The sequence below is a fragment of the Shewanella amazonensis SB2B genome (assembly GCF_000015245.1).
Lineage (GTDB): Bacteria > Pseudomonadota > Gammaproteobacteria > Enterobacterales > Shewanellaceae > Shewanella > Shewanella amazonensis.
This window is the reverse complement of the sequence record NC_008700.1, coordinates 2,456,351-2,469,049: the sequence shown is the minus strand read 5'-3', so window position 1 is coordinate 2,469,049 and position 12,699 is coordinate 2,456,351. Positions and strand designations below refer to the sequence as shown.

The 12,699-nt window shown below is 48.8% G+C and carries 9 protein-coding genes; 8 read left to right on the top strand and 1 reads right to left on the bottom strand.

Translation table 11 applies throughout. The features are described from left to right. Positions 1-50: 50 nt before the first annotated feature. The 5 genes from SAMA_RS10585 (at position 51) to SAMA_RS10565 (ending at position 8,605) form a co-directional block, all read left to right on the top strand. The gene (locus SAMA_RS10585) at positions 51-1,256 is read left to right on the top strand and encodes a lytic murein transglycosylase (protein WP_011760142.1); all 1,206 of its coding nucleotides are present in this window, start codon (positions 51-53) and stop codon (positions 1,254-1,256) included. Positions 1,257-1,314: 58 nt separating this feature from the next. Further along, positions 1,315-2,187, top strand: a complete 873-nt coding sequence (locus SAMA_RS10580) for a WYL domain-containing protein (protein ID WP_011760141.1) — start codon at positions 1,315-1,317, stop codon at positions 2,185-2,187. 94 nt (positions 2,188-2,281) lie between these two features. Further along, positions 2,282-2,764 carry an FKBP-type peptidyl-prolyl cis-trans isomerase gene (locus SAMA_RS10575; RefSeq protein WP_011760140.1) on the top strand — a complete coding sequence of 161 codons (483 nt, stop codon included), beginning with the start codon at positions 2,282-2,284 and terminating at the stop codon, positions 2,762-2,764. Positions 2,765-3,403: 639 nt separating this feature from the next. Continuing rightward, positions 3,404-6,592 (top strand): TonB-dependent receptor domain-containing protein, encoded by a 3,189-nt coding sequence (locus SAMA_RS10570; protein ID WP_232280483.1) that lies wholly within the window; start codon positions 3,404-3,406, stop codon positions 6,590-6,592. A 102-nt stretch (positions 6,593-6,694) separates the two neighbouring features. Continuing rightward, positions 6,695-8,605: an alpha/beta hydrolase family protein gene (locus SAMA_RS10565; RefSeq protein ID WP_011760138.1), complete on the top strand. Its 1,911-nt coding sequence runs from the start codon at positions 6,695-6,697 to the stop codon at positions 8,603-8,605. A 90-nt stretch (positions 8,606-8,695) separates the two neighbouring features. Here the strand turns inward: SAMA_RS10565 and SAMA_RS10560 are convergent, their stop codons facing one another. Continuing rightward, positions 8,696-9,646: a phosphotransferase family protein gene (locus SAMA_RS10560; protein ID WP_041409817.1), complete on the bottom strand. Its 951-nt coding sequence runs from the start codon at positions 9,644-9,646 to the stop codon at positions 8,696-8,698. Between the two features lie 60 nt (positions 9,647-9,706). Here SAMA_RS10560 and SAMA_RS10555 point away from each other — a divergent pair, with 60 nt between their 5' ends. The 3 genes from SAMA_RS10555 (at position 9,707) to ushA (ending at position 12,696) form a co-directional block, all read left to right on the top strand. Next, on the top strand, positions 9,707-9,937 hold the full coding sequence (locus SAMA_RS10555; RefSeq protein WP_011760136.1) for a DUF3389 family protein: 231 nt from the start codon (positions 9,707-9,709) through the stop codon (positions 9,935-9,937). Positions 9,938-9,940: 3 nt separating this feature from the next. Then, positions 9,941-10,621 carry an alpha/beta hydrolase gene (locus tag SAMA_RS10550; protein ID WP_011760135.1) on the top strand — a complete coding sequence of 227 codons (681 nt, stop codon included), beginning with the start codon at positions 9,941-9,943 and terminating at the stop codon, positions 10,619-10,621. Between the two features lie 359 nt (positions 10,622-10,980). Next, complete coding sequence (gene ushA / locus SAMA_RS10545) at positions 10,981-12,696, top strand: bifunctional UDP-sugar hydrolase/5'-nucleotidase UshA (RefSeq protein ID WP_011760134.1); 1,716 nt, start codon at positions 10,981-10,983, stop codon at positions 12,694-12,696. The last annotated feature ends 3 nt before the right edge of the window (positions 12,697-12,699 follow it).

Genomic DNA, 12,699 nt, shown 5'->3' with positions numbered 1-12,699 from the left:
TTTTCTTTTGCCACCCGGCCTAGTCAGGCACGACTAAAGGAGTCGACGTCTTGAAGTACCCATTCATCCTGGCCTCGTCACTGAGCATTCTCACTGCATTCTCAGCCGGTGCTGAGCCGCGCACCTTTGAGCAATGCATTGCCGATATCAAAGTGGATGCCCAGAGTGCTGGCATCTCCCCCCAAAGCATTGCTGTACTCGATAGTGTCAAACCATTACAGCGGGTGGTAGAGCTTGACCGAAGCCAACCCGAATTTACCCAGACCTTTGCCGATTACTTCAATAAAAGAGTCACGGAACGCCGGATATCGGAAGGGCAAAAAATGCTCAAAACCCACGGTGCCCTGCTTAACAAGTTGCAAAAGGAGTATGGTGTACCACCCCAATATCTGCTGGCTTTTTGGGGACTTGAAACCAACTTTGGTGGCTACAAAGGTAAGATGCCGGTACTGGATGCGTTGGCGACTCTGGCCTGTGACGCCCGCCGAAGCCAGTATTTCACCCAGGAACTGCTGCAGGCACTGCGGCTTGGCGATAAGTTTGGATTGTCATTTGAAGACATGGTCGGCTCCTGGGCCGGTGCCATGGGCCACACGCAGTTTATGCCAACAACCTATCTCACCTATGCCGTGGACGGCGATGGTGATGGCAAGGTCGATTTGTGGAACAGTACCGAGGATGCTTTAAGCTCTGCTGCCAACTTTTTAATGCAGCTTGGTTGGCAGCGAAACGAGCGTTGGGGCAGGGAAGTTCTGCTGCCAAAACATTATGACTATGAAAGCCTTGGCAGGGACCACCGTAAACCGTTGGCCGAGTGGCAAACGTTAGGGTTAACCACCGTATTTGGTCATCCAATTCCCACCGCGCCCATGGACGCCGCCCTTTATTTACCAGCGGGGCATACAGGCCCGGCATTTTTGGGGTACAGCAACTTTGAGGTGATTCAGCGTTGGAACCGCTCAGAGTTCTATGCGCTTGCGGTGGGGCATCTGGCCGACCGCATTAACGGGGCAAAGCCGCTTAAAGTTGCCCCACCTCTGCAGCCAAGAAGAACCCGGGATGGGCTCAAAGCCATGCAACAAAAGCTGATTGAACTTGGGTACGATATCGGCGCTGCAGACGGCATTATCGGCAGCAAAACCTCTGCTGCAATCCGTGACTTTCAACGGCGCAACAAACTGGTGCCTGATGGTTTTGCCGACGATGCGACCCTTAATGCTCTGGGATTGGATGTCGCATCTATCAGCTCAAAATGATTGCATCTTAAACAGCTGAAGCGTAACTTCGGGGCATTCTCATAATAAGGAGTGCCCCATGCAGTTGGAAGAGTTGAGCCATGGTCAGCGACAGCGACTGGCCTTTATCGATTTCAGTTTGCAGTATTTTGGCGAGATCAGCCGTCAGGACCTTATCAGTCGCTTCGCCACTGGCCTTGCTGCAGCTACCCGCGACTTTGCGATGTATCGCGAACTTGCCCCCGATAATATGCAGTTGGTGCACCAAACCAAACGCTATCACCGTCAACCGGGGTTTAATGCGCTGTTTCCCCACGATCCCGCAGTCATTCTGCACGGCCTTGCCCAAGGGTTTGGTGATGGTTTGTCCCATCCGAAAAATCCCAGTGAAATTTGTTTCGACGCGGTGGCGCTTATTCATCCCGAGCCGGAGATTGTCGCTGCTGTGATGCGAGCTATTCAGGCCAATGCATCGCTCAAGGTGCAGTATGTGTCTACCTCATCCGGTGAAACCCGCCGGGAAATAGTGCCTCATGCCATGGTCAATAATGGTCAGCGCTGGCATGTGCGTGCCTATGACAGACTCAACCAACAATTTACCGACTTTGTGATTAACCGGATTAAGTCAATCGGCGGCTTTGGCGAGCCTGTGGTGGGGCATGAACGCAGTGAAACCGATGCTCTCTGGCAGCGACAGCTTTGTCTGACGCTTATCCCTCATCCCTCGCTTAAGTACCCCGAAGCCATCGAGTTGGATTACGGCATGCAAAATGGTGTACTGGACATCAGTTGTCGTGCAGCTCTCGCCGGTTATTTACTGCGTCAGTGGAGTGTGGATTGCAGTCCGAGGCATCAAATCAGCTCGGGTGTGTGCCAATTGGCGCTGAAAAATCGCGAGATTCTTCGTGAAATTGAGCACAGCGGCATAGTACCCGGCGCTCAAAGCCGATAATCAGGAGGGGGGCTCCCCAGTCAATAAGGCTGGAGGGCTTGGCGCTTCTTTGCTAAGCTCCTGCGGTTTTTTATTAATGACACTAGGACTATTCATGGAAATCAAAGACGATCTGGTGGTGCAGTTCAACTACACCCTGCGTGACGAGAAAGGCGAAGTAATTGAGACCAACGAAGGGCACGACCCGATCGCTTACCTGCACGGTCACGACAACATGATGCCCGGCGTTGAAAATGCCATCGCAGGCAAAAAGGTGGGTGATAAGTTCAGTGTGACACTGCCGGCCAGCGAAACCTATGGCGAGCGTATCGAAAATGCTGAGCAGCGTGTGCCATCCAAACATCTGATGGGTGCCAAGGTATGGAAACCCGGTATGCGTGCCATCATTAACACCGATCAGGGTCAGCGTCAGGTGACTGTGGTTAAGGTGGGTAAGTTTATGGTTACCGTGGATATCAACCACCCACTGGCAGGCCGTGAGCTGACATTCGACATCGAAATTGTTGACGCCCGTGAAGCCAGCGCAGAAGAAATTGCCCATGGTCACGCCCACGGCGTCGGTGGCCATCACCACTGATACTGGATGTTCTTTAATAAAAAGCCGAGGTCAATGAGCCTCGGCTTTTTATTTGTACGCGGAGACTATGTTAGCAGCTGGGTGAAATGTTACCCAGTGGAATGGATGTAAATATAATGTTATTACTCGTGCATTGCTAATAATGTGCCACCACTCTGAAACCTCCGTGAAACCTCCGGCAGGGCAGCAATCTCAATGCGTGTAACACGAATAATCGATTGCTACTAATACCTTTCACTAAAATACCCGCTGTTTTGCCACTGTGGTCAATTATTTAGATGTGTGTAGTCACAATGTGTAACTACATATTTACAAAGTTGTGCGTTTCTGAGGAGAAGAATTTGGTTGGATTGGTCAGTTTTTTGAAGGCATTTTCTATTTTATATTTTTAAATTCAATTAGATGGGTGGCTTTAGTGAGTGTGTTCATTCTCAAGTTTGCGCCGCATTTTATTGCTTTAAGGTTAAATTAATATTTTCTGTTGATGAATATGTTTTTCCAATGATGTTGCCATGTAAATAAATGTGAAGATATAGTGTCACCTCAGGCGTGAAGTAACAATTTAATACGGTACGATCGCCTGTAAATAGAATCATTAGAAGAACATTAACGGGGAATGTTATGTTTAGGACAAACAGGTTGGCGAAAGCCGTGCGCACTTCGATTATCTTTGGTGCCGCAGCCGTAGCTTACAATGCTTATGCAGCAGAAGAACCGAAGTTGAACAGTGATGCCGCTGTAGAAGCTTCATTGGAAGAAGAAGAAGTTCAAGAGCGTGTGGTGGTTACAGGCTCTCGTATCCGTAAAGCCGAATTCTCTGAAGCATCACCTATTCAGGTGATCAGTGGTGACATTTCGCGCGAACTGGGTTTGTTTGACGCAGGTCAGATGCTGCAGACGACAAACCAGGCCTCAGGTATCCAAATCGATAATACCTTTGGTGGTTATGTTCTGGACAACGGTCCAGGGGCTGCAACCATCGGTTTCCGTGGTTTGGGAGCTGAGCGTACTCTGGTTTTGGTAAATGGTCGTCGTATGGCACCCGCTGGTGTAGGCGGTGCGCCGACTTCACCTGACCTGAACTTGATCCCAGGTGTAATGATCCAGCGAGTAGAAAACCTGTTTGACGGTGCTTCAACCGTTTATGGTTCTGATGCTGTTGCCGGTGTTGCCAACGTAATTTTGAAAAAAGACGTTGAGGGTTTTGAGTTTAACGCTGCCTACTCACAGCCAAAAGGCGAGGGCGGTGAGGAAACTCAACTTTCTGGTATGTGGGGTACAACCATGGATAATGGTTTTATCTCCGTCGGTGTTGAGTATAACAAGCAAGAATCCCAATCATTTGGTGGTAACGATTTTACCAAGGGTTGTGAAGAACGATTCTTCTACACTGAAGATGGACGTGTGATCAATCGCTACAGCGGTATTGGTCCGACACAGAATGGTGAAGATACATGTAATATTTTCCCATTGACCAACCGTATCACTACCCAGTATTTCTGGGGAAGCCTTTACCATACTCCCGGTTACTCAAATACAGGTATTCCTAACTTCAGTGAAAGCACTATTCCAAATCAATACATAGGATTACTGCCTTCTTGGATTGCTGCTGACTCCAACGGCGATGGTATCAACGATGTGGGTATTGTTGATGGCAACGGTGATGGTTTCCTGGATTTTGATTTCCAGGATCCAATGTATGCCTATCAGCAGTCTGAATACTACAAGAGCGGCGACTATAAGAGTGGTCAGGAACGTGTATCTGCCATGGTTAACGGCGAGTACAACTTCCAGGATAGCTCTGATTCGACCTTTTATTACGAAGGTTTGTATGCCAAACGTGAAACCGACATTTTCAATCCAGGTGCTCAGATCTTTGAATGGGTGCCTGCATCTAACCCATTCAACCCTTGTGGCGTGAATGGAATAGACTGTTTGGCTATGTTGGGTGCACCTGTTGGACCTCAGCGAGTTCGTCCTATTATTAACATTCGTGGTGACCGTGACCTGACGAAAGTAGAAGTTGAACAGTATCGCGTGGTTGCCGGTGTAACAGGAAACTTGCCGGTATTTGAGGCAATTGGCCTCGACAATTGGTACTACGATTTCTACGTTTCTCACAGTGCCTCTAAGGGTACTGACAAACGTGTTGGTATCAATGAAGAGCGTTTGCTGAACTCGCTGTACACCTCGGTGATGGATGCAGACGGTAATGTGACCTGTGGTGATGGTAGCGACGGTTGCGTACCAGTTAATCTCTTTGCGTCAAACATTTTCCAAGCCGGTGGCGGTACTTTGACCGAAGCAGAAGCAAACTATCTGTTCATGGACCGTACCATGGAGACTAAGGTTGACCAGACTGTCATCAGTGGTTTCGTTGGTGGTGATCTGTTCAACTTGCCTTGGAACAACGAGCCAGTAAGTACCGTATTCGGTATGGAATGGCGTGAAGATTCTATTGAGTCTAACCCAAATGCCGCAGCGGCTGATGGTTTGTTGTGGGGTTACTTTGCTGACCAAGGTGCTGACGGTTCCCGTCGTCTGAAAGAAGCTTTTGCCGAATTGGACTTCCCATTGGTGCGTGGTATGCCTGGCGTTGAAGAGCTGACACTTACCGCATCTGGCCGCATCTCAGACGAAAGTTTTTACGACGCAGCAACAACATATAGCCTGAAAGCTGTATACCGACCTGTAGAGTGGGTAACTGTTCGTGGCACGCAAGGCACCTCTTATCGTGCTCCAAACTTACGTGAACGTTTCCTCAATGGTACATCAGGTTTTAATACGGTAAGCGATCCTTGTGTGGTTCCGGTTGATGCACGTATTTCAGACCCTCTGAACCCTAATGCACCTATCTCCTACGATCCAACAAATGACGATCGAGATGCATCTGTTCTGCAGGCTTGTCGTAATGCAGGTGTTGATCCAACTGCATTGGGCCTTGGTGGTGATGGTTCTGCACCGTACACTTCCAATTACAGTGCAGAAGTTGTCACTGGTGGTTCAACAGGCTTGGCAGAAGAAACCTCTACAGCCAAAACTTATGGCTTGATCGTTGAACAGCCATTCTCAGATGATTTCAATTTGACACTGTCTGCTACGCGTTTTGATATCGAGGTAACCAACAGTATTGCTGAACCTTCATCCGCGTACAGTATCAATCAATGTTACAGTGCTGATGGTAACGAAGCTTTCTGTAGCCGTATTGACCGAGGCTCCAACGGTCAGATCGATTTGGTCGATGCCAGCTTCATCAACATTGGTTTGTTGACCTCAAAAGGTTGGGATTACAACCTGTTCTATAGCCAAGAGTTTGTGGTTATGGAAAACAGCTTCGACGTGTCTCTGGATATTCAGGCGACGCAAATGACCGAATCTCTGTACGATGTATTGGGGACAGTGGACGACAATCTGGGTGAGCCGGACGTGCCTGAGTGGCGTGCCAGTGCACTGCTGCGCTTGGAATACCAAGACTTCAGCTTTAACTGGCAAACTCGTTTCATCGGTTCTGGTGTAGAAGACTACGATCCAGAGACTGATGGTGACAAGTTTGTTGAAGACACTGTAGCCTGTACCGGTATGACCAATGCTGATGGTAGCCCATTGCTTTGTCGTCCTGTTGACTACACAGAAGACTATTGGGTTCACAACTTGTCTCTGGCCTACACCATGGACAACTACGAGTTCAGTGTAGGTGTACGCAACGTGTTCAACGATGCTCCGCCAAAAGTTGACCCAGACGGCTCGTTCTCCAACACCAACATCCCACTGGGTGTAGGTTATGCTCAGCCACGCACCGTGTTTGTTAACTTTGGTGCTAAGTTCTGATAGATGTTCAACAAATGCTGAACATGATTATGAGTAAACGATGAAAAATGGCCCTGCGGGGCCATTTTTTTCGAAAGGAATTACAGAATTAAGGACGGTTAAATGAAGAAGTTTCTGTTAAGCCTTACCGCAGTTACCTGCATGGCATCACAGCCACTCTATGCGGAGCCAGTGACTGCGCAGTCACAAGCCGTGAGCACTATTGAAGCCTTTTCTACTGCGCCTCTTATTCGCAGTGTTGCTGTTTCAAGCGACGGAACCAAAGTAGCCATCATCCGGGCCACGTCGAAGGAAGGTGACTATGTGATTGAAATCCGCGACACGAGCAAACTCGATGCCCAACCAATCGTTTTGGGAGCAAATCGTATGATGGTTTCGGGTGTCGTGTGGCTTAACAATGACAAGATTGGCGTAATGTTCCGTCAGATCTTGAAAGATGGTGCCAGAAGGTATTGGGTAAACCGATTTGCAATTACCGATGCAGATGGGAAAGGAGATTGGTTAATTCCGTTTCAAAACAATCCCCGCGCAGGTTTTTCTATCCTGAATACCTTGCCTGATAACAAGGATGAAATCCTGGTTGAAACCGACCTGAACAACAACTACAAGCCTGATGTTGTCCGTTTTAACGTAAATAATGGTCGCACAGTCTCAGTTCTTCGAGGCAGTGACAAAATTTCTGGTGGTTATATCTCAGATGCAGATGGTGATGTACGCGCTGCGACAGGCTGGAATTTGTCAGACAATGCCATCGACCTTTATGCCAGAGCGAAGGGCGATAGTGACTGGAAGCTCGTGAAACAGATTTCACCCAAATCCAGAGAAAGTTACAGCTTTATCGGCTTTTCAAAGGAAAATCCCGATGAAATTTATGTCAACGCCAACCAAGGGCAGGACAAAACCGGAATCTACCTTTACAACATTAAAACGGGCCAGTATTCCGAACGTCTATTCGGTTTGGAAAACGTCGATGCGGATGGCGTGATCCAGAAAAAAGACGGTAGCTTGGTTGGATTTGGTTATTCAGCAAAATGGCCTCAGCGCTATCTTACCGATGCCAATGAACAAGCAATTTATGATGGATTGGATAAACTGTTTGAAGGCAAGTTTGTTTCCATTATTAGCCGTTCTAATGATGACTCAGTCATGGTGGTCAGTGCGTCATCCGACAAGGATCCTGGGACTTATTACCTTGTTTTAAACAAAAGTAAAATTGAAACCATCGGCAGTAAGTTGCCCTTTGTCGACCAAGAAAAACTTGGTAGCGTCAAATACATCTCTTACAAAGCCCGTGATGGCCGTAAAGTCTACGCATATGTCACTCTTCCAAAAGGAAAAGGACCGTTTCCTGCGGTAGTATTGCCACATGGTGGCCCTTGGGTTCGAGACACAATCGTATTTGACGATTGGGCGCAATTACTGGCTTCCAATGGTTATGTTGTTATCCAGCCCAACTACCGAGGTTCAACCGGTTATGGTATCGAGCACTGGACTGCGGGTGACAACAATTGGGGCCTGAAAATGCAGGACGACCTTGATGATGCTGCCATGTATCTGGTTGAAAAAGGACTGGCCACCAAGGACAAGTTGGCCATGTTTGGTTGGAGTTATGGTGGTTACGCCGCTTTCGCCGCGTCAATGCGCGATAATAACATTTACCAGTGTACTGTTGCCGGAGCGGGTGTCAGCGATTTAAGTAAAATCAATGCAACCTTGAACGAAAATCGGTTCTTAAGCCGTCTGCAACGTCCAACAATCACGGGTGTTTCACCTCTTTCACAGGTTGAGAAAGTCAATGTGCCAATACTCGTGGTACACGGTGATATCGATGGACGTGTGCCAGTTGCCCACAGCCGTGAGTTTGTAGAAAAACTCAAGGATTTGAAAAAGGATCATAAATACGTTGAGCTGGTGGACGCTGATCACTTTTCAGACACTTTGTTTTATGAACATAAAATGGCGTTTTACTCAGAACTTATTGATTGGTTAGACAATAAGTGCGGTCTGAAGTAACACAATAACTCTGATAAAAGCCCGGCAATTGCCGGGCTTTTTGATGCAAGAGCATTACACATAGTGTTCAGACACAATCACACTTTTTGATCATGGTGATTTGAAATATTCTTCTAAAAAAACAAGACTACCAGTTATCCCATCTTCAAAGCCGTAACGCGTGCCGTACCAAACCACGAAAGCGGCTTTTCTTAAAGCATGAAACTGGATGCGGTGATTGAGCGTCTGTGGCTGCAGCGATTGCCAATGGTCTTCCCCTGACGTGTGTCGATAGGCAGAAAATAAGTCGTGCATAAACTCGCTGGGACTGCGACGCCATAACGGGGCAAAGTCCATGGCAGGATCACCCAGGCATACATCCGAAAAATCAAGCACACCAGTGAGCTGATAATCACGGCCAAGCAGGATGTTGGCCGGGCCGAAATCACCGTGGCAAAGTCTTGATGAAAATTCAGCTTGTGTGGCGACGGTCTCCAACATCGTTATAAAGTAGGTTTGGGCGTTTTTGTAACTGTCTGCATCCACCAAAGGGCGCAGCGCCGGAAGCACACTTCCAACAAAGTCCTCATCGCCATAGGGAAAGGCCACCAACTGCGGATGTGCCAACTCTGTGGCATGAAGTTTGGCAAGTAAGGCGCCGATAGAAGCAGCAAGTGAAGTGCACATGTGGTTGTTAAGCGTGCTCAACTGCTCACTTTGCCAATCCAGCGGGCTTCCCTGCAGCTTGCGGTAGAGCATGCAATCCGCCACATGCCTGGGGGCCAGGTGCACGTTAGGCAGAATGGCTGCCGATAAGTGGCTTGACGTGTCTTTATCTATGGCGAGGCTTAAGGTCTCCAGCAGTTGTTTTTCCATCAAATAGCGGTTGGTGAGCGAGTTTCCCTCACTATCTGTAAGTCGTTTGGGGAGCCTCACAATCCAGCGGCCATTGATTTCAAGTACCAGATTACTCCAACCCTGGTTGTTGAGCTCCACCGTCAATACAGGTTCACCAATTGTCTCTACTATCCAGTCTGTCAAGGTGTCGGAAAGCTGATACAATTCAGGCCCCTTATGGTTATTAACGCAATATCGGTTGACGGGCAGACTCATGGAGGCCAGATGGTCATTAGCCACTCACAGGGTAAACTCATCCTTGCCCAAACAGAGCTTCTGTGCAGGCTTAACGGCGGCGTGCAACTCAGAGCGTTAATGGATGATATTCGTTTATTGGCCGATGCCAAACTATTGATTGCAGATGCCGGTGCCGTGAGTTGGACATTGATATTGGACGATGATGAGCAGCTGGACGCCATAGCAGCCTTTTATGGACTGGAAAAGGATAAGAGATAAAAGATGAACACAGAACAAACACCTTTGGACGCCATAGTGGTTGAACCCGCGGTACCTGCGCGTTACGCGGTAATTTGGCTCCATGGCCTTGGGGATTCCGGGGCTGGGTTTGCCCCCATAGTGCCTGCGCTTTCGCTGCCAAAGGATGCCGGTATTCGCTTTATATTCCCCCATGCGCCAGAACAGCCTGTGACCATCAACGGTGGTTATATCATGCGCGCCTGGTATGACATCAAAAGTATGGATTTGCACGATAGGGCGGATTTGGCGGGTGTGCTTGAATCAGAGCACCAGATAATGGCGCTGATTGAGGCGCAAATGGCAGCAGGTATCCCCAGTGAACGCATCCTGTTGGCCGGATTCAGTCAGGGTGGGGTAATGAGTCTTTTCTGTGGTTTGAGGTTTCATCAGCCCCTTGCTGGCGTGATGGCACTGTCATGCTACTTGCCGGGTGCCGATACCTTGCCCGAGAACTGCCATCCCGCCAATGCTTCGACCCCCATCTTGCAACACCATGGTGAGCAGGATGAGGTGGTGCCACTCTTTGCAGGCCAGATGGCCCAAAAGGCACTCCGTGATGCGGGTTATGACGTTGAATGGCAAAGTTTCAACATGGGTCATAGCGTATTACCTGCTCAGTTGATGGAGATACGTCGCTGGTTATTGGCAAAACTGGTTAATTAGTGTGCATTTGGAGTGACACTGATATGAAGGCGCACCTCAGGGTGCGTTTTTTATTTGAAACAGTCTTCAGTGTTCATTCGATGGTGCCGTAACAGGCGTCCTTTATGGTCTTCGTGTGAGTTTTTTGTGGTGTTTTTGTTAGCGTACGCCATTCATGCGTGGTGATGGTTTTTACCTGTTCTGCCAGCTGAACAAACACTTGGTAAAAATGCTGTGAAAACCTACATTTAGCTCACGAAAATTCATATTTCTGCCACAATTCCCCGTCAAAATTGCTATTATGTTGCGCGACTAAAGGCCGAAGTGCCTGGTCTGCATTTGATGATGGTTAAAATAAATAAAATCATGGGGTTGATAATATGTCACATAAACTGATGAAAGGATTGCTTGCCACTGCGGTACTGGCTGCTCTAACCGGCTGTATGGATGCCGATCCGAAAGAGCCGGTTGTACCAACGACCTGCGCTGAAGCCGGCGATGCCTGTAAGACCTTCACTGTGCTGCATACCAACGACAACCACGGTCGTTTCTGGGAAAACAAGGACGGTGAGTACGGCATGGCTGCCCGTAAGGCGCTGATTGACCAGATCCGCGGTGAAGTGGAAGGCAATGGCGGCGAAGTGCTGCTGCTTTCCGGTGGTGACATTAATACCGGCGTACCCGAGTCCGATCTGCAGGATGCAGTCCCTGATTTTATCGGTATGACCAAGATTGGTTACGATGCCATGGCTGTGGGTAACCACGAGTTTGATAACCCACTGAATATCCTTGATATGCAACGCCAGCTGGCTGACTTCCCATTCCTGTCTGCCAACATCTACAAGGCCGATGGTACCCGCTACTTCGATGCTTATAAGGTGTTCGACGTGAACGGTGTCCGTATCGCTGTTGTGGGTCTGACCACAGAAGACACTGCCAAGATTGGCAATCCTGAATTTATCAGTGAACTGACCTTTACCGATCCAAAAGAAGAAGTGGCCAAAGTTATCAAGGAAATCAAAGACGGCGATAAGGCCGATATGATTTTCGCCGTGACTCACATGGGTCACTATGCTGATGCACAAAACGGCAGCAATGCTCCTGGCGATGTGGCCATGGCTCGCAGCCTGAACAAGGGCGATCTGCAACTGGTGATTGGTGGTCACTCTCAAAACCCAGTGTGTATGGAGCCCGGTACCAACAATTACGCCGATTTCAAAGCGGGTGATGAATGTACCCCTGATCAGCAAAACGGTACCTGGATCATGCAGGCTCATGAGTGGGGCAAGTATGTTGGCCGTGCCGACTTTGAATACTTCAATGGTGAACTGCACCTGGCTGGTTACAAGCTCATCCCGGTTAACCTGAAGAAAACCGTTGAGGATGAGTCAGGCAACAAGAGTAAGGTACTGGTAGGTGATGCCATTACCCCGGATGCCGAGCTGAAAGAGCTGCTGCAGTACTATCAGGATAAAGGTCAGGCTTCTTTGGATGAAGTGATTGCTACCACAGACGATAAGCTGGAAGGCGATCGCACTATGGTACGTGGTCAGCAAACCAACCTGGGCCGTCTGCTTGCCATGGCACAGTCTGTAAAAGTGAATGCCGACGTGGGTGTAATGAACTCAGGCGGTGTGCGTGCCTCCATCGCGGCCGGTGATATCTCTTACCGTGACGTACTGACTGTACAGCCATTTGGCAACATGGTGACCTTAAGCACCATGACAGGCGCCGAGCTGACTGAGTACCTGGGCGCCGTTGCCTCTATGCAGCGTGGTTCAGGTGCATACGCTCAAATCACCGGTGTGAAAATGACAGTGGATTGTACTGCCAAAACCGTGGCCATCAGCGATGTAAACGGTAAAGGTTACGATGCCGGTGCCTCTTACACCTTTACTGTTCCAAGCTTCAACGCCGCTGGCGGTGATGGCTACCCAGTACTGGCGCCTGTTCAAACAGGTTATGTAGATGCCGACGTGCTGTACGACTTCTTCAAGCAGAAGGGCAGCATCAAGGCCGCCGATTACAACCCTATGGGTGACATCGTTTACGAAAACTCCAACAGCCCACTGGGTTGTGAAGTGACTGCTCAGTAATCC